Genomic DNA, 20,478 nt, shown 5'->3' on the forward strand with positions numbered 1-20,478 from the left:
GCACGGCAGGTCCTCCCTCCTGAGTGTTGAACTCTCACCGCTCTTCACTCGGACGAGTGAGCAGCCCTTGTGATCACCCCTCGGGGATAGCTAACCCTTACCTGACGCGACGGTGCGAGCGCCCGCCACACCCTCTCCACCACCAGCGCGCGTCCGCACCCCACGCGCCACGAGGAGCAGCCTTGAGCACCGCCGTCACCGGAGCCCCGCCCGAAGCCCCGACGCGCCACCCCGCCCCGGTCCAGCCCGCCGGGGTCCGGCCGGCCGCGGCCCGCCCGGTGCCGCCCGACCCGCTGCTCCATCCGGACCCGGCCGTCGCCGCCGAACAGGCCGGTCTGGAGGCCCTGTTGCGGTGCTGGGCCCGGGAGACCGGGGCGGTACCCGGGACGGACGGGCGGCTGCGCATCGCCGTACTCGGCGGCGCCGCCCGGCTGCTCGCCCCGGTCCGCTACTGGTCGCCGGCCGGCTGGCACCGCTTCGGCCCGGCCACCCTCGCGGTCGGTGAGGGCACCGCCGCCGCCCCGGTGGACGCCGTCACCGCCGCCGCCCTGCTCGCCGCCGCGGCCGCCGACCGCCCCGACCCCGGCCAGGTCGCCGACCTCGCCGCCCGGGTCGCCGACTCGGTGGTCCGCACCGCCGACATCCTGGCCCACCGCCGCACCGCCGCCGCCCCCGGCGGGCCGGAGGGCTCGCAGTTCCTGGCCGCCGAGCAGTCCCTGCTGCTGGGCCACCCGCTGCACCCGACGCCCAAGAGCCGCGACGGCCTCGGGCCCGCGCAGAGCGCCGCGTACTCCCCGGAGCTCCACGGCTCCTTCCGGCTGCACTGGTACGCCGTCGACCGCGACCTGCTCGCGGCCGGTTCGGCGCTGACCGAGAGCGCCGACCGGATCACCGCCCACCTGCTCGGCGACCCGACCCTGGTGCCGCCCGGGACGGCCGCCCTCCCGCTGCACCCCTGGCAGGCCCGCGAGCTCGCCCTGCGCCCGGCCGTCGCGGAACTGCTCGCCGACGGGCGGCTGCGCGACCTCGGCCCGGCCGGTGACCCCTGGTACCCGACCTCCTCGGTGCGCACCGTCTACCGGCCCGGCACGCCCTGGATGCTGAAGCTCTCGCTCGGCCTGCGGATCACCAACTCCCGGCGGGAGAACCTCCGCAAGGAGCTCCACCGGGGCCTGGAGATGCACCGGCTGCTGGAGACCGGACTGGCCGCCGAGTGGCGGGCCGCCCACCCCGGCTTCGACATCGTCCGCGACCCGGCCTGGATCGGCGTCGACCACCCCGCGCTCGGCGACCCCGGCGGGCTGGACACCGTGCTGCGCGCCCAGCCGTTCGCCCCGGGCGACCGCGCCCTCTGCGTGGCCGGGCTGGTCGCCGAACAGCCGCTCGGCACCGGCGACACCGTACCGTCGCGGCTCGGCGACACCCTGCGGGCGCTCGCCGCGCGCTGCGGACGCCCGCTGCCCACGGTGGCCGCCGAATGGTTCCTGCGCTACCTGGACGCCGTCGTCCTGCCGGTGCTCTGGCTGGACGGCCAGGCCGGCATCGCGCTGGAGGCGCACCAGCAGAACAGCCTCGTCCTGCTCGACGCCGACGGGTGGCCGCAGGGCGGCCGCTACCGGGACAACCAGGGCTTCTACTACCGGCAGAGCGCGGCCGACCGGCTCACCGCCCGGCTGCCCGGGCTCGGTGCCCGGAGCGACACCTTCCTGGCCGACGAGGTGATCGACCACCACTTCGCCTACTACCTCGGGATCAACCACGTCCTGGGCCTGATCGGCGCCTTCGGCTCGCAGCGGCTGGCCGACGAGTCGGTGCTGCTGGCCGCCCTGCGCGGCTTCCTGTCCGGACCGCGCGTCGCGGCCACCGGGTCCGCGCTGCCCGCGCTCCTGCTGGACGCCGCCACGCTGCCCTGCAAGGCCAACCTGCTCACCCGGATCAACGGCCTGGACGAGCTGGTCGGACCGGTGGCCACGCAGTCCGTCTACGTCGACATCCCCAACCCGGTGGCCGGCGCGTGAACTCCCGCGCGAGCGGCTCCGACGACGGCTGCGGTACCGGTGAAGGTCTTGAGGACGTTTCCGGTGAGGGCTCCGACGGCGTGTCCGCCGAAGGCCCCGACGGTGTGACCGACCGGGGCCCGATGGCCACCGGCGCGGGGGAGTTCCGGCTCCGCCCGGTCCGGCTGCCCGCCGACCTGGAGCTGCTCGCCGGGTGGATGAACGACCCCGAGACCGCCGCCTTCTGGGAGCTCGCCGGGCCGCCCGCCGTCACCGAACGGCACCTGCGGGCCCAGCTCGACGGCGACGCCCGCAGCCTGCCCCGCCTGGGGCTGCTCGACGGCGCCCCGATGAGCTACTGGGAGATCTACCGCGCCGACCTCGACCCGCTCGCCGCGCACTACCCGGCCCAGCCCCACGACACCGGCGTCCACCTGCTGCTCGGCCCCGCCGACTGCCGGGGGCGGGGCCTGGGCGCGACCCTGCTCGCCGCGCTGGCCGACCGCATCCTGCGGGCGCGGCCGCGCTGCCGGCGGGTGGTCGCCGAGCCCGACGTCCGGAACCTGCGCTCGATCCGTGCCTTCGAGCGGGCCGGCTTCACCCGGGCCGCCGAACTCGACCTGCCCGACAAGCGCGCGGCGCTGATGGTCCGCGACCGCGGTCCGGACCGGCCGGGCCGGGTGCCGCCGGACCGAGCCCCCGCCGCCCGGCCGCCCGCCGCCTGACCGTGCCCCCTCCGCCGCCCGCCCGCCCGCGACCGACCCCGCCGAGGACACCTCCGACTCCATGGACACCCCAGCAGCCCCACCCGCGCCGTACGACCTGCTCGGCGTCGGCATCGGCCCGTTCAACCTCTCGCTCGCCGCGCTGGCCGAACCCGCCCCCGGCCTGCGCACGCTCTTCTGCGACCAGCGCCCGGAGTTCCGCTGGCACCCCGGGATGCTGGTCGACGGGGCCCGGATGCAGGTCCCCTTCCTCGCCGACCTGGTCTCCCTGGTCGACCCGACCAACCGCTGGTCCTTCCTCAACTACCTGCGCGAGCAGGACCGGCTCTTCCCGTTCTACTTCGCCGAGCGCTTCCAGCTGCCCCGCCGGGAGTACGACCACTACTGCCGCTGGGCGGCCGAACGGCTCGGCAACTGCCGCTTCGGCACCGAGGTCACCGCGCTGCACCGGGACGGCGCGCTGTACCGGGCCGAACTCCGCGACACCGCCACCGGCCGGCGCACCGAGGTGCACGCCCGCAACCTCGCGCTCGGCGTCGGCACCCGGCCGGTGCTGCCCGAGGCCTTCACCGCCCTCGACGGCCACCCCCGGGCCTTCCACTCCGCCGACTACCTGGACCGCCGGGCGACCCTGGACGACGCGCGCGACATCACCGTGGTCGGCAGCGGGCAGTCCGGCGCGGAGGTCTTCCTCGACCTGCTGCGCCGGGTGGGGGAGGGCGTCCGGCTGCGCTGGCTCACCCGCACCCGGGCGCTGGCGCCGATGGAGTACTCCAAGCTCGGGCTGGAGCACTTCACGCCCGACTACACCCGCTACTTCCACGGCCTGCCCGGGCCCGTCCGGGACACCCTGGTCGAGTCCCAGTGGCAACTGCACAAGGCCGCCAGCGCCGAGACCCTCGCCGAGATCCACGACCACCTGTACGAGCGGACCATCGGCCGGCCGATCGACGACGCCCCGGTCGAGATCACCCCCGGCACGGCCGTCACGGACGCCCGGCCCGGCCCCTGCGGCGGTCTCGAACTCCGCTGCCGGCACGGTGACTCGGGCGTCGAGCACGTGCTGCGCACCGACGCCGTGGTGCTCGCCACCGGGTACCGCGCCGCCCGCCCGGCCGCCCTGGAGCCGCTCGCCCACCTGATCGACTGGGACACGGCCGGGCGCTACCGGGTCGACCTCGACCACCGGGTCGCGACCCTGCCCGACCTCGTCGGCGGACTGTACGTACAGAACGCCGAGTTGCACACTCATGGCGTCGGCACTCCCGATCTCGGGCTCGGCGCCCACCGGGCCGCCGTGATCCTCAACGCCGTCGCCGGCCGGACGGTCCACCGGCTGCCCGAACGCACCGCCTGGACCGGCTTCGCACCACCCGTCACCCCCCTCACCCCCGTCACCCCCGCCACCCCCGGTGGCTCCACCGGCCCTGCCGCCCCCGCCATGGGCGACGTCCCCGCCACCGCGGACGTCCCCGCCGTTCCGCGACCCCAGGAGTGGACCCGTGCCGCAACCGCCGGCCGCTGAACCCCCGCTGTACCTGCCCCCGCAGCTCACCGCCGGGCACTGGGCGCGGGCCGGCCGCGCGCTGCTGGCCAAGATGCTCGGCGAGTTCGCCTACGAGGAGCTGATCACCCCCGTCCCCGCCGGCCCCGACGGCTACCTGCTCCGGCTGCCCGAGGCCGAGTACCGCTTCACCGCCGGCCGCGGCGCGTACGGCGGCTGGCAGGTCGTCCCGGACTCGGTGCGCTGCTCCCGGCCGGACGGCCTGGACCCGCTGCGCTTCCTCCCCTACGCCCGGCACACCCTCGGGCTGCGCGGCGACACCACCGGCCACCTGATCCGCGAACTCACCGCGACCCTGATCGCCGACGCCCACCAGCTCGCCACCGCGCTCACCGCCGCCGAGCTCGCCGACCTCGGCCACCCCGAGCTGGAGGGCCGGCAGGGCGGCCACCCCTGGATCGTCCCCAACAAGGGCCGGCTCGGCTTCTCCGCCACCGACGCCGCCCGCTGGGCACCGGAGGCGCGCACCCCGCGACCACTGCCCTGGATCGCCGTGCACCGCCGGCTGGCGCAGTACCGCGGCGTTCCCGGCGTCGCCGAGCCCGAGCAGCTGTACGCGCGCGAGCTCGACGACCCCGCCGCCCTGCGCGCCGTCCTCGGCCCGGACGCCGACGACTACCTGCTGCTGCCGGTGCACCCCTGGCAGTGGGACGAGACCGTCGTCCCGCTGTTCGCCCCGTGGATCGCGAGCGGTGAGATCGTCCCGCTGCCCACCGACGGCGACCTGCGGCTGCCCCAGCAGTCCATCCGCTCCTTCTTCAACCGGAGCCGGCCCGACCGCTGCACCGTCAAGCTGCCGCTCGCCATCCTCAACACCCTGGTCTGGCGCGGCCTGCCCACCGAGCGCACGCTGGCCGCGCCCGCCGTGACCGCCTGGATCCACGGGATCCGGCAGGCCGACCCGTTCCTGCGCGACGAGTGCCGGATCGTGCTGCTCGGCGAGATCGCCTCCGTCACCGTCGACCACCCGCTCTACCGGGAGCTGCCGGAGGCGCCCTACCAGTACAAGGAACTGCTCGGCGCGATCTGGCGCGAGCCGCTCGGCCCCTGCCTGGACGGCGGCGAGCGCGCCCGCGCCCTGGCGGCGCTGCTGCAGACCGGCTCCGACGGGCGGGCGCTGGCCGCCGAGCTGATCGCCCGCTCCGGCCTCACCCCCGCCGCGTGGACCGCCCGGCTGTTCGCGGCGATGCTGCCGCCGCTGCTGCACTTCCTCTACCGGTACGGCCTGGTCTTCTCCCCGCACGGGGAGAACGCCATCGTGGTCTTCGACGAGCGGGACGCCCCGGCCCGGCTCGCGGTCAAGGACTTCGTCGACGACGTCAACCTGAGCGACCAGGACCTGCCCGAGCTGCGCGAGCTGCCCGCCGAGGTGGCCGAGGTACTGCTGCGCGAGGACCCGCAGGGCCTCTGCCAGTTCCTCCACTCCGGCCTGTTCATCGGCGTCTACCGCTACCTCGCCCCGCTGCTGGAGGCGCAGACCGGACTGCCCGAGGCCGAGTTCTGGGCCCTGCTGCGGGCCGAGATCCTGCGCTACCAGGAGCGCTTCCCCGAGCTGCGCGAGCGGTTCGAGCTCTTCGACCTGTTCCGCCCGCGGATCGACCGGCTCTGCCTCAACCGGAACCGGCTGCTGCTGGACGGTTACGGGGACCGCCCGCACCGCCCGCACGCGGCCCGGCACGGCACCGTGCCCAACGCGCTGGCCGCCGCGGGAGCCGCGGTGCCGCACGGCCGGCGGGACCGGATTGTCACCCCCGCCCCGTAGGCTGGGTGGGTCATGACGAACGACTCCGAATCCCAGCCCCCCGCCGACGACGAGGCCGACGGGTCGGCCGCCGCCGGCGCGGTCGAGGCCGTCCCGCGGGCCCAGCTCCCCGAGCTGCTGCACGCCGCCGTGGCCGCCGTCGGCGGCGTCGAGCGCCCCGGCCAGGTCAGGATGGCCGAGGCCGTCGCCGACGCCGTCGACAACGGCGAGCACCTGCTGGTGCAGGCCGGCACCGGCACCGGCAAGTCCCTCGCCTACCTGGTGCCGGCCCTCGCCCACGGGGACCGCGTGGTGGTCGCCACGGCCACCCTGGCGCTCCAACGCCAGCTGGTCGAGCGGGACTTGCCGCGGACGGTGGAGGCGCTGCACCCGGTGCTGCGCCGCCGTCCGCTGTTCGCGATGCTCAAGGGCCGCTCCAACTACCTCTGCCTGCACCGGGCCAACGAGGGCACCCCGAGCGAGGAGGGCGAGGGCCTCTTCGATCCGGTGGACGCCCTCGGCGGCCCCACCGGCAAGCTCGGCCAGGACGTCATGCGGCTGCGCGAGTGGGCGGACGAGACGGAGACCGGCGACCGGGACGACATGAGCCCCGGCGTCTCCGACAAGGCCTGGGCCCAGCTCTCGGTCACCTCCAAGGAGTGCCTGGGCGCCACCCGCTGCGCGTACGGGCAGGAGTGCTTCGCCGAGAAGGCGCGGGAGCGCGCCAAGCTGGCGGACGTGGTGGTCACCAACCACGCGATGCTGGCGATCGACGCCCTCGAGGGCGCGCCGGTGCTGCCGGAGCACGAGCTGCTGATCGTCGACGAGGCGCACGAGCTGGTCAACCGGGTCACCGGCGCGGCCACCGCCGAGCTGACCGTCGGCGCGGTCAACCGGGCGGTCAAGCGCGCGGCCAGGCTGGCGAACGAGAAGGCGGTGGACGCCCTCCAGGGGGCCGCGGAGAACTACCACGGCCTGATGGAGACCGCCCAGCCCGGCCGGGTCGAGGAGCTGCCCGAGTACCTGGCGTACGCGGTCACCGCGATCCGGGACGCCAGCCGGCAGGTGATCACCTCGCTCGGCGAGACGCGGGACAAGGCGCTCACCGACGAGGACGCGGTGCGCAAGCAGGCGATGGCCTCCGCCGAGGCGCTGCACGAGACGGCCGAGCGGCTGCTGGCCGACTCCGAGTACGACGTGGTCTGGATCGAGCGCAGCGACCGGTACGGCCTGGGCACCGCCTCGCTGCGGGTCGCCCCGCTGAGCGTCTCCGGGCTGCTGCGGGAGGGCCTCTACAAGGAGCGCTCGGTGGTGTTCACCTCCGCCACGCTGAAGCTCGGCGGGGACTTCACCGGCGTCGCCGCCTCGGTCGGCCTGCCCTCGGAGGCTCGGCTGCCGGACCAGCGCACCGAGGGCGACGCCCCCGAGGCCGCCTTCGGCGAGGACGCGGTGCCGCACTGGCGCGGCATCGACGTCGGCTCGCCGTTCAAGTACCCCAAGCAGGGCATCCTCTACGTCGCCCGGCACCTGGCCGACCCGGGGCGGGACCCGGAGCGCCCCGACATGCTGGACGAACTCGCCGAGCTGATCGGCGCGGCCGGCGGGCGGACGCTCGGCCTGTTCTCCTCGATGCGCGGCGCCCAGGCCGCCGCCGAGGCGATGCGCGAGCGGCTGGACAACCGGATCCTGCTCCAGGGCGAGGACACCCTGGGTGAGCTGATCCGCGAGTTCGCCTCGGACGCGACCACCTGCCTGTTCGGCACGCTCTCGCTCTGGCAGGGCGTGGACGTGCCCGGCTCGGCCTGCCAGCTGGTGGTGATGGACCGGATCCCGTTCCCGCGCCCGGACGACCCGCTGATGAGCGCCCGCCAGCGGGACGTCGAACAGCGCGGCGGGAACGGCTTCATGGCCGTCGCGGCCACCCATGCCGCGCTGCTGATGGCGCAGGGCGCGGGCCGGCTGGTCCGCGCGGCGGACGACCGCGGTGTGGTGGCGGTGCTGGACCCGCGGGTGGAGACCAAGCGGTACGGGAGCTTCTTCCGCTCCTCGATGCCGGAGTTCTGGTACACCACCGATCGCAACCAGGTGCGTCGCTCACTGGCGGCGATCGACGCCTCCGCGGCGCCGGTGCGGCCGGTGGTCAAGCGGGGCTGAGGCGTCGGTCGCCCCGAGAGGCGGCCGACGCCCGGGCACACCGGAGGGGCTCCCCGCACCGTGCGGTGGAGCCCCTTCCCGGTGGGCGCCGTACCGGGCGGCTCAGAGGCGGCGCAGCACGGCGACGACCTTGCCCAGGATGGTCGCGTTGTCACCGTTGATCGGCTCGTACGCCGGGTTGTGCGGCATCAGCCAGATCCGGCCGTCCTCGCGCTTGAGGCGCTTCACGGTCGCCTCGCCGTCGATCATCGCGGCCACGATGTCGCCGTTCTCGGCGACCGGCTGGCGGCGGACGGTCACCCAGTCGCCGTCGCAGATGGCGGCCTCGATCATCGAGTCGCCACGCACGGTCAGCGCGAACAGCTCGCCCTCGCCGACCAGCTGGCGCGGCAGCGGGAAGACATCCTCGACGGTCTGCTCGGCCAGGATCGGGCCGCCGGCGGCGATCCGCCCGACCAGTGGCACGTACGAGGTGGACGGACGCCCGGCCGTCTCGGCGGTGTTGGGGCGGGCCACCTCGACGCCGCGGACCTCGTAGGCGCGCGGGCGGTGCGGATCCCGGCGCAGGAAGCCCTTGCGCTCCAGGGCCATCAGCTGGTGGGCGACCGAGGAGGTGCTGGACAGGCCGACGGCCTGGCCGATCTCCCGCATGGACGGCGGGTAGCCGCGACGCTGGACCGAGTCCCGGATGACCTCGATCACCCGCCGCTGGCGCTCGGTCAGCCCGGCCTCGTCCGTCCGGATGCCGGGGGGGCGGCCGGGCAGCGAGCGCGCGGGGACCGGGTGGCTGTCGTCCAGGACGGCGGCGTGCTCGATCGGCTGGTCGGGAACGCGGCCCGGATGGGAAATGGCCTGGCCGGAGAGGCGGTGTTCTTCGCTACGGTCCATGCTGTCCACACTCTGCTGATTCGTGGTGCGCTGCCCCACCTTGAGCTGGGAGTGTTCCTGCACCGGGATGGTGTTGCTTTCGATCGTGTTCACGGCGGCCCCTCTCGACGGCTGTCCTCTCCCCTTTTCCAGCCCAACGGCACCTCCTATCGAAAGGTTGCGCCAAACACACGTTCGAGTGAATTATTCGGGAGTTGGCTGACTCGATCAAGGCTTTGTTGTACATCGCTTAAATGTTCGACTCGAACGCGACTCCGGCAGTCTAATCGGCGCCGACACGCCAGGGGTGTCGCTTCCCCCCTGGACCCACATGTAGTGGTTACAGTCCTCCCCGGGCCCAGTACTAGTGGTCACGTCGCATGATCCGCTTGGCGGTGCCGGGTCCTCATCGCATAGACTCGACCAGTCCGCACGTCCTGCCCGGGAGGGATCTTCAGGTGCACTGCCCCTTCTGCCGGCACTCCGACAGCCGCGTCGTCGACAGCCGGACCACCGAAGACGGCAGCTCGATCCGCCGTCGCCGGCAGTGCCCGGACTGCGGCCGCCGTTTCACCACGGTGGAGACGGCCGCACTGATGGTCATCAAGCGCAGCGGCGTCACCGAGCCGTTCTCCCGGGAGAAGGTCATCTCCGGAGTCCGCAAGGCCTGTCAGGGCCGCCCGGTCACCGAGGACGCGCTCGCCCAGCTCGGCCAGAAGGTCGAGGAGTGCGTGCGGGCCACCGGCAAGTCCGAGCTGACCACCCACGACGTGGGGCTGGCCATACTCGGACCGCTCAAGGAACTCGACGTCGTCGCCTTCCTGCGCTTCGCCAGCGTCTACCAGGCGTACGACGGACTGGAAGACTTCGAGGCCGCCATCGCGGAGCTCCGCGCCGAGCGGCCCGTCCCCGAGGCGGACGGCGCCTGCGTGCCCGTCGCCGCCGCCGCGCCCTAGGAGGCCGGCTCCGCACCACCGGCCCCTCGGGGCCTTTCGTCCCACACCAGCCACACCAGCCGCACCGGCCCTTCGGGACCGCCAGCACCACACCGGCCCCTTGGGGCTCACAGCACCACATCAGCCACATCAGCCATACCGGCCCCTCGGGGCCGAGGCGTGCCCGGAAACGGCGCACAGAACACCACAAACCGTGCGGGTACAGGCAGGTCGTCGCCTGTCCGCACACCGGAAGACGAACCAGCGGTGCCCGGACTTTTCGGGGCACTTTGGGCGTTTGCCCAGGAGGAGGAGCGAGAAGTGACAGACACCACGAGCGGTTCCGCACGCGGGTCGAAGTCCGACAAGACCGTGACCAAGGGCGCCGGCAAGGCCCCCAAGGGCGGCCTGCGGATCGAGCGCATCCACACCACCCCTGGCGTACACCCCTACGACGAGGTCCGCTGGGAGCGGCGTGACGTCGTCATGACCAACTGGCGCGACGGCTCGATCAACTTCGAGCAGCGCGGCGTGGAGTTCCCCGACTTCTGGTCGGTCAACGCCGTCAACATCGTCACGTCCAAGTACTTCCGCGGCGCCGTGGGCACCCCGCAGCGCGAGTGGAGCCTCAAGCAGATCATCGACCGCGTGGTGCTCACCTACCGCGCCGCCGGCGAGAAGAACGGTTACTTCACCACCCCCGGCGACGCCGAGACCTTCGAGCACGAGCTGACCTACGCCCTCCTCCACCAGGTGTTCAGCTTCAACTCGCCGGTCTGGTTCAACGTCGGCACCAAGCAGCCCCAGCAGGTCAGCGCCTGCTTCATCCTGGCCGTCGACGACTCCATGGAGTCGATCCTCGACTGGTACAAGGAAGAGGGCATGATCTTCAAGGGCGGCTCCGGTGCCGGCCTGAACCTCTCCCGGATCCGCTCCTCCAAGGAACTGCTCTCCTCCGGTGGCAACGCCTCCGGCCCGGTCTCCTTCATGCGCGGCGCCGACGCCTCCGCCGGCACCATCAAGTCCGGCGGCGCCACCCGCCGGGCGGCCAAGATGGTCGTGCTGGACGTCGACCACCCGGACGTCGAGGCCTTCATCGAGACCAAGGTGAAGGAGGAGGAGAAGATCCGCGCCCTGCGCGACGCGGGCTTCGACATGGACCTCGGCGGCGACGACATCGCCTCCGTGCAGTACCAGAACGCCAACAACTCGGTCCGGGTCAACGACGAATTCATGACCGCCGTCGAGAACGGCACCGAATTCGGCCTGCGCGCCCGGATGACCGGCGAGGTCATCGAGACCGTCGACGCGAAGAAGCTCTTCCGCAAGATGGCCGAGGCCGCCTGGGCCTGCGCCGACCCGGGCATCCAGTACGACACCACCATCAACCGCTGGCACACCTGCCCGGAGTCCGGCCGCATCAACGCGTCCAACCCCTGCTCCGAGTACATGCACCTGGACAACTCCAGCTGCAACCTGGCCTCGCTCAACCTGATGAAGTTCCTGCGCGACGACGACTCGTTCGACGCCGAGCGCTTCGCCAAGGTCGTCGAGCTGGTCATCACCGCGATGGACATCTCCATCTGCTTCGCCGACTTCCCGACCGAGAAGATCGGCGAGACCACCCGCGCCTACCGCCAGCTCGGCATCGGCTACGCCAACCTCGGCGCCCTGCTGATGGCCACCGGCCACGCCTACGACAGCGAGGGCGGCCGCGCCCTGGCCGGCGCCATCACCTCGCTGATGACCGGCACCGCCTACCGCCGCGGCGCCGAACTCGCCGGCGTGGTCGGCCCGTACGACGGCTACGCCCGCAACGCGGCCCCGCACCGGCAGGTCATGAAGCAGCACGCGGACGCCTCGGTCGCCGCCGTCGCGGTCGACGAGCTGGACGCCCCGGTCTGGGCCGCCGCCACCGAGACCTGGCAGGACGTGCTGCGCCTCGGCGAGCAGAACGGCTTCCGCAACGCCCAGGCCTCGGTGCTCGCCCCGACCGGCACCATCGGCCTGATGATGGACTGCGACACCACCGGCGTCGAGCCCGACCTGGCACTGGTCAAGTTCAAGAAGCTCGTCGGCGGCGGCTCGATGCAGATCGTCAACGGCACCGTGCCGCGCGCCCTGAAGCGCCTCGGCTACCAGGACGAGCAGATCGAGGCGATCGTCGCCCACATCGCCGAGCACGGCAACGTGGTGGACGCGCCCGGCCTGAAGACCGAGCACTACGAGGTCTTCGACTGCGCGATGGGCGAGCGTTCCATCTCCCCGATGGGGCACGTGCGGATGATGGCGGCGATCCAGCCGTGGATCTCCGGCGCCATCTCCAAGACCGTCAACATGCCCGCCGCGGCGACCGTCGAGGACGTCGAGGAGATCTACTTCGAGGCCTGGAAGATGGGCGTCAAGGCGCTCGCCATCTACCGCGAGAACTCGAAGGTCGGCCAGCCGCTGTCGGCCAAGAAGAAGTCCGGCGACGCGAAGGCCGAGACCGAGGCGGCCCCGGTCGCCGCGGTCGAGAAGATCGTCGAGTACCGCCCGGTCCGCAAGCGCCTGCCCAAGGGCCGCCCGGGCATCACCACCTCCTTCACGGTCGGTGGCGCCGAGGGCTACATGACGGCCAACTCCTACCCGGACGACGGCCTCGGCGAGGTCTTCCTGAAGATGTCCAAGCAGGGCTCGACCCTCGCGGGCATGATGGACGCCTTCTCGATCGCCGTCTCGGTCGGCCTGCAGTACGGCGTGCCGCTGGAGACGTACGTCTCGAAGTTCACCAACATGCGCTTCGAGCCGGCCGGTCTGACCGACGACCCGGACGTGCGGATGGCGCAGTCGATCGTCGACTACATCTTCCGCCGCCTGGCGCTGGACTTCCTGCCGTTCGAGACCCGTTCCGCGCTCGGCATCCACTCCGTCGAGGAGCGCCAGCGCCACCTGGAGACGGGCTCCTACGAGCCGCTGGAGGCCGAGGAGCTGGACACCGAGACCCTGGCGCAGTCCGCGCCGGTGGCCCCGGCGGCTCCGGCCGCCCCGGTGGCCAAGCCCGCACCGGCCGTCGAGGCCCCGCGCAGGGCCCACAACTCGACGGAGCTGATGGAGATCCAGCTCGGCCTCAACGCCGACGCGCCGCTCTGCTTCTCTTGCGGCACCAAGATGCGCCGCGCCGGCAGCTGCTACCTCTGCGAGGGCTGCGGCTCCACCAGCGGCTGCAGCTGATCCGGCCGCCGTGCCGGCCCGGTGCCGGATGACAGCCTGAGCGGCTGAGTTCCGCGAGGCGGGGCGAGGACCTTTCGAGGTCCTCGCCCCGCCTTTTGCGTTGCCCGGACACCGGGGCGGCCCGGTCGGGCGCTCGTTGTTCGCGCGGTGGAGCGCTGCGGATCCCGGGGTAGCTGTCAACCAGGGTTGACACGCGACGGGCGTCAACCTAAGTTGACGATATGAGCGAGAACGGAGAACTCGCGGCGGCCGCGAGCAGTCGGGATCCCGCGGTGGGGCTCCGGGCCGTGCGGGCGCTGCGCGACCTGGCCGATCGCCTGGAGGGCCTGCAGGTCGGGAACGCCCGCGAGCAGGGGTGGTCCTGGCAGGACATCGCGGTCTGTCTCGGGGTGACCAGGCAGGCGGTGCACAAGAAGTACGCCCGGCGGAGTGCCGGGGGTACCGCGAGCGAGAAGGACGGAGGCTGAGCGATGTTCGAACGCTTCACCGACGATGCGCGGCTGGTGGTCGGCCAGGCGGGCCGGGAGGCGGCGCAGCTCCGGCACGGGCAGATCGGCACCGAGCACCTGCTGCTGGCCGTCGTGGCGATGCCGCACGATCCGTCGGCGGCCGTGCTGGTCGAGGCGGGGCTGGACCATGCCGCCGTGCGGCGGGCGGTGCGCCGGCTGCTCGGCGGGGCCGACGACGCGCAGGCGCTGGCGGCGATCGGGGTCGATCTGGACGCCGTCCGGGAGGCCGTCGAGTCGGCGTTCGGGGAGGGGGCGCTGGACGCTCCGGCGGAGGGTGCGGAGGCGAGGCGGCGGGGCTGGTTCCGGGTCGACGCCAAGGGCGGCCGGGTGCCGTTCACGCCTCGGGCGAAGAAGGTGCTGGAGCTGTCGCTGCGCGAGTCGCTCCGGCTGAAGTCCGGCCGCATCGGCGTCGGGCACCTGCTGCTCGGGGTGGTCCGGGAGGGGGAGGGGCTCGGCGCCAGGATCATCGCCGATCACGGGCTGGACTTCGCGGCACTGCGCCGGGCGGTGGATGCCACCTTGAGTTGATCGAGGTGCGACGGTGAGGTCGCCAATCGGTGCACGAGCCGTGAACGAATGATACTGCCCGTCAACTTGCCCATTGAGGGCAGGAGCTGAATGGATATGATCGGCCGAAAGCGTGAACCGATCAGCCGCCCGGAGACGTTTCACTACGTCGGCCGGGCGGTCGCGCGTTCGCCCGCCCCCGCTGTCGGCGTCCGCCCGTCGACGCCCGCCGCTGCCGAGGACCGCATCGATGAGAGAACGCACCAGCCCCGACGGCACGGCGCGCCGACGCCCGGCCCCGCGCACCGCGGCCCTCACCGCGGCGGCCGTACTGCTGGCGGGCGTCGCCGCCCCGGTGGCCGCGGGCCGGGCCCTGTCCGCGCACCAGCCGCTGACCGGGGCCGCGGTCTGCGCGGTCGCGGTGCTCTGGCTGATCGCGGTCGGACTGGCGGCGACCGCCACCGAGCGCGCCCGCCGACTGGCGGAGGAGCTCGCCGTGCAGCGGGAGGAGACCGGGGCGGCGCGCGCGCTGACCGCCGCGGCCGACGCCGCCGGGGCGAGCGCCCGCGAGCGGGCCGCCGCCGCCGACACGGCGCGGGAGGTGGCCCGGACCGCGCAGGCGGACGCCGAGGCCGAGGTGCTGGCCGCGCAGGCCGAGCTGGCCCGGGTGCGGACCGAACTGGAGGCCGAGCGGGCGGAGCGAGCCGCACTGGACCGGCTGGCCGGGTCCGTCCTGCCCGAGGTGGTGAAGAAGCTCCGGGACGGCGCGTCCGTGGACAGCGCGCTCGCGACGCACCGCACGCACCCCCAGTACGCGCTGCTGCGGGCCCTCGCCGAGGAGATCGGCCGGGGCGAGCGGCTGCGGGCCGCCGCCCTCGCGGTCTGCGCGACCGCCGCCGGGCGGGTCCAGGCACTCGCCACGAGCATGCACGCCGAGCTGCGCGAGATGCAGCACCGGCACGACGAGGAGGTCCTCGGCGACCTGCTGCGACTGGACCACTCCACGGCCCAGGCCGGCCGGATGGCCGACAGCATCGCCGTGCTCACCGGCGCCCGCTCGGGCCGGCGCTGGGCCAAGCCGATCGCGGTGGAGTCGGTGCTGCGCGGGGCGCTCGGCCGGATCGGCGCCTACCAGCGGGTCCGGCTGCACAACGCCAGCACGGCGGCCGTGGCCGGGTTCGCCGCCGAGGGCGTGATGCACGCGCTGGCCGAACTGCTGGACAACGCCACCAACTTCTCCGCCCCGCCGGCCGAGGTGCACGTCTACGTCGAGGAGGTGCCGGCCGGGCTGGCGGTCACCGTCGAGGACAGCGGCCTCGGGCTGAGCGAGAGCTGGCTGCGCCGGGCCGAGCGGGCCGTCTCCGCCGAGCCCCTGGACCTCACCACGCTCACCGCGGGGACGCGGCTCGGCCTCGCGGTGGTCGGCGCGCTGGCCCGCAAGTACGGGTTGCAGATCTCCTTCCGGCCGTCGGCGCGCGGTGGAACGGGGGTGGTGATGCTCATCCCGCAGCAGCTGGTGACGCACGCCGCGCCGGCGCCCGCTCCGGTGCCCGCCCCGGCCCGGGCGACGGCGCCCGCGGCGTCGCGCCTGGCGCTCACGCCCGCCGGCCCGCCGGCGCTGCTGCCGGCCAGGCCCGCCGCCGCGCCGTCGTCCGCTCCGGCGACCTCGTCCGCCCCGGCGCCGTCGTCCGGCGCGGTCCCGGTGGAGGTCGCCGACAGCGGTCTGCCGCAGCGCCGCCGCGGGCAGACGCTCGCCGCCACCGGTACCACCACCGCGGCACCGGCTCCGGCCGCCAAGTCCGTCCGTGCCGACGCGGTGAGCGCCGCCGCCCGGTTCGGCGCCTTCCGGCGCGCCGCCCAGCAGGCCGGGAACGGCAGCGCACCGGCCGCGACTCCCGCACCGGCCGCGACTCCCGCACCGGCCACGCCCCCCGCACCGGCCACGCCCCCCGCACCGGCCACGCCCCCCGCAAGGACCACGGACACCACGCCGACCGCACCGACCACGGACACCACGCCCGACGCCTCCCCCGTCACCGAGAAGGACTCCTGATGAGCAGCGTTATCGACCGTGACCTCGACTGGCTGTTGGAGAACCTGCTGACCGCCACCCCCGGCGCCCGGCACGCCCTGGTGCTCTCGGCCGACGGCCTCAGGCTCTGCCACACCGCCGGACTCGGCGCCGATCAGGCCGACCAGCTGGCCGCGATCGCCTCCGGGATGCAGAGCCTGGCGCACGGCGCCTCGATCGAGTTCGGCGACGGCAGCGGCGGCGTGCGGCAGTCGATGACCGAGTTCCACGGCGGCATCCTCTGCATCGTGGCGGCCGGCGAGGGCGCCCACCTCGCCGTGGTCACCGACGACGAGGCGGACGTGGGCGTGGTCGGCCACAACATGCACGGTCTGATCGAGCAGATCGGCGTCCACCTCAGTGCTCCGGCCCGCGACGACGCGGGCATCGGGGCGGATACGGACGCGGTGGTCCAAGAGAGCGCCCGGGTATGAGCGGGCGGCCGGTCCTGCCGGGCCGTGACGACGACCCGGACCGCCTCTACACCATCACCCGCGGCCGCAGCCGTTCCCCGGAGAACGCCTTCGACCTGGTCACCCTGATCGTCGCCGAACGGGAGCCGGACCCGGGCATGCAGTCGGAGCACGCCCGCATCCTGCGGATGTGCGAGGCCCCGACCGCCGTCGTGGAGGTCGCCGCCGAGCTGGCGCTGCCGGTCTCGGCGGTGAAGATCCTCCTCGGGGACCTGCTGGAGTCCGGGGCGGTCACCGCCCGGCACCCCCGGTTCGCCCCCAACAAGGCCCGGCTGCCCGATCTCGACACGCTGAAGCAGGTGTTGCATGGACTCCAACAGCTCTGAGGCCCCCGGGCCCCGGCGCACCCCGCTACGCGGTACCGCCGACAACGCGCTGAAGATCGTCGTGGTCGGCGGGTTCGGCGTCGGCAAGACCACCCTGGTCGGTGCGGTCAGCGAGATCCGTCCGCTGAACACCGAGGAGACCATGACCAGGGCGGGCGAGGGCATCGACGACCCCACGGGCTCCTGGGGCAAGCGCTCCACCACGGTCGCGTTCGACTTCGGCCGGATCACGCTCTCCGCGAGCCAGGTGCTGTACCTGTTCGGCGCGCCCGGGCAGGAGCGCTTCTGGTTCCTCTGGGACCGCCTGTTCAGCGGGGCGCTCGGCGCGGTCGTCCTGGTGGACACCCGGCGGCTGGAGGAGTCCTGGTACGCCATCGACCGGCTCGAACACCACGGCACGCCGTTCATCGTGGCCCGCAACAACTTCGGCGACCCGAGCCACAGCCTGGAGCAGGTGCGCGCGGCGCTCGACCTGCCCGCCGAGGTGCCGCTGGTGGACTGCGACGCGCGCGACCGGGAGTCGAGCAAGCAGGTCCTGATCGAGCTGGTCCGGCACCTGGCCGCCCGGGTGGAGGCCGGCAGCGGTCCGGCCGCCCGTCCGGAGGCCGCCCCGGTCGCCCCGGTTGCCGTGTCCGCTGTCGCTGTCGCCGGCGCCACCCACCCGTCCCCGTACGAGGAGAGCACCCCGTGACCGAGCCCGCCGCCACCCCGCCGCCGGGCTGCCCGGCGCACGCCGGCGCCACCCCGCTGTACGGGCCGCGCTTCCAGACCGACCCGTCCCAGCTGTACCGCGAGCTGCGGGCCGCGCACGGTCCGGTGGCTCCGGTCGAGCTCGCCGGGGGTGTCCCCGCCTGGCTGGTCATCGGCTACCGGGAGCTGCAACTGGTGACCGGCCAGCCGCAGTTGTTCGGCCGGGACTCGACCCGCTGGAACGCCTGGGAGAGCATCCCCGAGGACTGGCCGCTGAAGCCGATGATGGCGCCGGTGCCGTCGATCCTGTACGCCGAGGGCGAGGAGCACGTCCGCCGCTCGCGGGCCGTCACGGACGCGCTGGCCGCCGTCGACCCGTACGAGCTGCGCAAGCACTGCGAGGAGATCGCCGACCGGCTGATCGACGGGTTCGCCGGGCGCGGTGAGGCCGAGCTGGTCGCCGAGTACGCGCACCGGATGCCGCTGCTGGTGCTCTGCCGGCTGCTCGGGCTGAGCGAGGAGCAGGCGCCCGTCCTGATCGACGGGCTGCTGGCGATGCTGGACGGCGGGGCGGACGCCCCGGCCGGCGCGCAGCGGCTGCTCGGCGTGATGCTCGACCTGGTCCGCGAGAAGGCCGAGCGGCCGTCCGACGACCTGGCTTCGCGGATGCTCCTGCACGAGGCGGGCCTGGACCACGACGAGGTGATGCGCGACCTGCGCGTCCTGCTGATCGCCGGCCACCAGCCGTGCTCGTACTGGATCTCCAACGCGCTGCGGCTGATGCTCACCGACGAGCGGTTCGCCGCCTCGCTCTCCGGCGGCCGGCGCAGCATCAACCAGGCCCTGAACGAGGCGCTCTGGGAGGACACCCCGACGCAGATCTTCGCCGGGCGCTGGGCGGTCCGGGACACCCAGCTCGGCGGCCAGCGGATCGCCGCGGGGGACATGCTGCTGCTCGGCTTCGCGGGGGCGAACGCGGACCCGGCGGTGCGGCAGGCCGACGGCAGCCCGGCGGAGGGCAACCGGGCGCACATGAGCTACTCCTACGGCGAGCACGGGTGCCCGTTCCCGGCGCAGGAGGCGGCCGAGGTGATCGCCACCACGGCGATCGAGGTGCTGCTGGACCGCCTGCCGGACCTCCGGCTGGCGGTGGCCGAGCACGCGCTGGTGTGGCGACCGTCGGCGTGGGTGCGCGGGCTGGTGGCACTGCCGGTGTCGTTCACCCCGGGCTACGCGGTCTGACACCCGGGGCCGCGCGGCCCCGGGCCCGCAGCGCCCGCCGGACCCCGCACCCCGGACCCCGGACCCCCGTCGCGGCCCGGCAGCGAGGCGCCGGAACCCGCCGGCAGGACCACCGGACAGGAATCAGGAAGCCAAGGAGAGTTGTGCCGATGACCGCCCCGATAGCCCTCGACCCGCTGGCGCGCGACAACGCCGCCGAGGGCGCGCTGCTGCGCGCCGCCGGCCCGGCGGTGGCGGTGGAGCTGCCCGGCGGCGTCGCCGCCTGGGCGGTGACGCGGCACGCGGCCGCGCGCGACCTGCTGACCGACCCTCGGCTGGTGAAGGACGCCGCGCACTGGGCGGCCTACCAGCGCGGCGACGTGCCGAGGACGTGGCCGCTGATCGGCCTGGCCGTGCCCGGCCCGAGCATGGTGACCACCGACGGCGCCCGGCACCGGCGGCTGCGGACGCTGGTGGCGCAGGCGTTCACGCCGCGCCGGGTGGAGCTGATGCGCCCCCGGGTGCGGGAGATCACCGACGGCCTGCTGGACGTCCTGGCCGCGGGGGAGCGGGTGGTGGACCTCAAGTCGGTCTTCGCCTTCCCGCTGCCGATGACGGTGATCTGTTCGCTGCTGGGCGTCCCGGAGTCCGACCACGCCCTGCTGCGAGGGCTCTACGAGGAGTTCTTCGGCATCCGGCCCAACCCCGACGGCATCCAGGCGACCATCGCCGGGCTGAACGCCTTCGTGAACGAGTTGGTGGCGAAGCGCCGTTCGGAGCCCGGTGACGATCTGGCCAGTGCCCTGCTGGCGGCGGACGCCGAGGGCGGGGCGCTGAGCGACGCGGAGGCGGCGGCCACCCTGCGGGTGATCATCGCGGCGGGCCACGAGACCACGGTGAACCTGATCGGCAACGCCGTCCGGGCGCTGCTCGCCCACCCGGACCAGCTGGAGCTGGTCCGGGCCGGCACGGTGTCCTGGGACGCGGTGGTCGAGGAGTCGCTCCGGTGGACGCCGCCGACCAGCAACTTCCTGTTCCGGTTCGCCGCCGAGTCCATCGAGGTCGGCGAGGTCGTGATCCCGCGCGGCGAACCGGTGCTGATCTCCTACAACGCGATCGGCCGGGATCCCGCCCAGCACGGGGTGACGGCCGAGCTGTTCGACATCACCAGGAACCCGAGTCGTCATCTCTCCTTCGGCCACGGTCCACACGTCTGCCCGGGCTCGCCGCTGGCCCGGCTGGAGGCGGGGGTCGCGCTGCCGGCGCTGTTCGAGCGGTTCCCGGAGCTGTCCCTGGCGGTGCCCGACGAGGACCTGCGGCCGAGCCCCTCGCTAGTGGTCAACTCGCTGCGGGAGCTGCCGGTCCGGCTCTTCTGAGCGCGCCCGGCGCCGGCCGGTTCCCCGTCCGCCCGCCAGGCCGACCCCGACCGGCAGCACGGCGGACACCAGCGCGGTCACCGGCGACAACACGCTCATCGGGCCGATC

At 73.9% G+C, this 20,478-nt stretch carries 16 protein-coding genes; 15 read left to right on the forward strand and 1 reads right to left on the reverse strand.

The features are described from left to right. The first annotated feature begins 278 nt into the window (after positions 1 to 278). The 5 genes from ABZ495_RS25085 (at position 279) to ABZ495_RS25105 (ending at position 8,181) form a co-directional block, all read left to right on the forward strand. On the forward strand, positions 279 to 2,018 hold the full coding sequence (locus ABZ495_RS25085; RefSeq protein ID WP_359838199.1) for an IucA/IucC family protein: 1,740 nt from the start codon (positions 279 to 281) through the stop codon (positions 2,016 to 2,018). Between the two features lie 80 nt (positions 2,019 to 2,098). Beyond that, entirely contained in the window at positions 2,099 to 2,722 is a 624-nt protein-coding gene (locus tag ABZ495_RS25090) for a GNAT family N-acetyltransferase (protein WP_359806560.1), read from the forward strand. Positions 2,723 to 2,783: 61 nt separating this feature from the next. Then, positions 2,784 to 4,247 carry a SidA/IucD/PvdA family monooxygenase gene (locus ABZ495_RS25095; RefSeq protein WP_359806487.1) on the forward strand — a complete coding sequence of 488 codons (1,464 nt, stop codon included), beginning with the start codon at positions 2,784 to 2,786 and terminating at the stop codon, positions 4,245 to 4,247. A 7-nt stretch (positions 4,248 to 4,254) separates the two neighbouring features. Then, a complete protein-coding gene (locus ABZ495_RS25100; RefSeq protein WP_359838201.1) occupies positions 4,255 to 6,048 on the forward strand; it encodes an IucA/IucC family siderophore biosynthesis protein in 1,794 nt (597 codons plus the stop codon). Between the two features lie 12 nt (positions 6,049 to 6,060). Next, entirely contained in the window at positions 6,061 to 8,181 is a 2,121-nt protein-coding gene (locus ABZ495_RS25105) for an ATP-dependent DNA helicase (protein WP_359806485.1), read from the forward strand. Positions 8,182 to 8,283: 102 nt separating this feature from the next. Here ABZ495_RS25105 and lexA read toward each other — a convergent pair whose 3' ends face one another. Continuing rightward, positions 8,284 to 9,069 (reverse strand): transcriptional repressor LexA, encoded by a 786-nt coding sequence (gene lexA, locus ABZ495_RS25110; protein WP_329492269.1) that lies wholly within the window; start codon positions 9,067 to 9,069, stop codon positions 8,284 to 8,286. A gap of 437 nt (positions 9,070 to 9,506) precedes the next feature. On the opposite strand from lexA, the gene nrdR reads away from it, so the two are divergent. From nrdR to ABZ495_RS25160, 10 genes are all read left to right on the forward strand, one after another. Further along, positions 9,507 to 10,004: a transcriptional regulator NrdR gene (gene nrdR / locus ABZ495_RS25115; RefSeq protein WP_329489838.1), complete on the forward strand. Its 498-nt coding sequence runs from the start codon at positions 9,507 to 9,509 to the stop codon at positions 10,002 to 10,004. A 300-nt stretch (positions 10,005 to 10,304) separates the two neighbouring features. Further along, the gene (locus ABZ495_RS25120; protein ID WP_352294728.1) at positions 10,305 to 13,196 is read left to right on the forward strand and encodes a vitamin B12-dependent ribonucleotide reductase; all 2,892 of its coding nucleotides are present in this window, start codon (positions 10,305 to 10,307) and stop codon (positions 13,194 to 13,196) included. A 221-nt stretch (positions 13,197 to 13,417) separates the two neighbouring features. After that, a complete protein-coding gene (locus ABZ495_RS25125; RefSeq protein WP_359806481.1) occupies positions 13,418 to 13,663 on the forward strand; it encodes an RNA polymerase subunit sigma-70 in 246 nt (81 codons plus the stop codon). 3 nt (positions 13,664 to 13,666) lie between these two features. Then, positions 13,667 to 14,233, forward strand: coding sequence for a Clp protease N-terminal domain-containing protein (locus tag ABZ495_RS25130; protein WP_359806479.1), 567 nt, complete (start codon positions 13,667 to 13,669; stop codon positions 14,231 to 14,233). Positions 14,234 to 14,462: 229 nt separating this feature from the next. Next, entirely contained in the window at positions 14,463 to 16,265 is a 1,803-nt protein-coding gene (locus tag ABZ495_RS25135) for an ATP-binding protein (protein WP_359838191.1), read from the forward strand. Then, the gene (locus ABZ495_RS25140) at positions 16,265 to 16,717 is read left to right on the forward strand and encodes a roadblock/LC7 domain-containing protein (protein ID WP_359806474.1); all 453 of its coding nucleotides are present in this window, start codon (positions 16,265 to 16,267) and stop codon (positions 16,715 to 16,717) included. The genes ABZ495_RS25135 and ABZ495_RS25140 overlap by 1 nt, the downstream gene beginning before the upstream one ends. Next, the gene (locus ABZ495_RS25145) at positions 16,714 to 17,082 is read left to right on the forward strand and encodes a DUF742 domain-containing protein (RefSeq protein ID WP_329489844.1); all 369 of its coding nucleotides are present in this window, start codon (positions 16,714 to 16,716) and stop codon (positions 17,080 to 17,082) included. The genes ABZ495_RS25140 and ABZ495_RS25145 overlap by 4 nt, the downstream gene beginning before the upstream one ends. Continuing rightward, a complete protein-coding gene (locus ABZ495_RS25150; protein WP_359806472.1) occupies positions 17,063 to 17,773 on the forward strand; it encodes an ATP/GTP-binding protein in 711 nt (236 codons plus the stop codon). The genes ABZ495_RS25145 and ABZ495_RS25150 overlap by 20 nt, the downstream gene beginning before the upstream one ends. Continuing rightward, on the forward strand, positions 17,770 to 19,014 hold the full coding sequence (locus ABZ495_RS25155) for a cytochrome P450 (protein WP_329489846.1): 1,245 nt from the start codon (positions 17,770 to 17,772) through the stop codon (positions 19,012 to 19,014). Before ABZ495_RS25150 ends, ABZ495_RS25155 begins: the two co-directional genes overlap by 4 nt. Before the next feature lie 149 nt (positions 19,015 to 19,163). Further along, positions 19,164 to 20,369: a cytochrome P450 gene (locus ABZ495_RS25160; RefSeq protein ID WP_359838193.1), complete on the forward strand. Its 1,206-nt coding sequence runs from the start codon at positions 19,164 to 19,166 to the stop codon at positions 20,367 to 20,369. Positions 20,370 to 20,478 lie beyond the last annotated feature (109 nt).

It is taken from the genome of Kitasatospora sp. NPDC005748 (assembly GCF_040630735.1).
In the GTDB taxonomy this organism is placed as follows: Bacteria; Actinomycetota; Actinomycetes; order Streptomycetales; family Streptomycetaceae; genus Kitasatospora.

Excerpts from the sequence above, each read along its gene's own strand:
- ABZ495_RS25095 (WP_359806487.1), top strand. The coding sequence starts at position 2,784 with ATGGACACCCCAGCAGCCCCACCCGCGCCGTACGACCTGCTCGGCGTC.
- ABZ495_RS25105 (WP_359806485.1), top strand. The coding sequence starts at position 6,061 with ATGACGAACGACTCCGAATCCCAGCCCCCCGCCGACGACGAGGCCGAC.
- lexA (WP_329492269.1), bottom strand. The coding sequence starts at position 9,069 with ATGGACCGTAGCGAAGAACACCGCCTCTCCGGCCAGGCCATTTCCCAT.
- ABZ495_RS25125 (WP_359806481.1), top strand. The coding sequence starts at position 13,418 with ATGAGCGAGAACGGAGAACTCGCGGCGGCCGCGAGCAGTCGGGATCCC.
- ABZ495_RS25130 (WP_359806479.1), top strand. The coding sequence starts at position 13,667 with ATGTTCGAACGCTTCACCGACGATGCGCGGCTGGTGGTCGGCCAGGCG.
- ABZ495_RS25135 (WP_359838191.1), top strand. The coding sequence starts at position 14,463 with ATGAGAGAACGCACCAGCCCCGACGGCACGGCGCGCCGACGCCCGGCC.
- ABZ495_RS25140 (WP_359806474.1), top strand. The coding sequence starts at position 16,265 with ATGAGCAGCGTTATCGACCGTGACCTCGACTGGCTGTTGGAGAACCTG.
- ABZ495_RS25145 (WP_329489844.1), top strand. The coding sequence starts at position 16,714 with ATGAGCGGGCGGCCGGTCCTGCCGGGCCGTGACGACGACCCGGACCGC.
- ABZ495_RS25150 (WP_359806472.1), top strand. The coding sequence starts at position 17,063 with ATGGACTCCAACAGCTCTGAGGCCCCCGGGCCCCGGCGCACCCCGCTA.
- ABZ495_RS25160 (WP_359838193.1), top strand. The coding sequence starts at position 19,164 with ATGACCGCCCCGATAGCCCTCGACCCGCTGGCGCGCGACAACGCCGCC.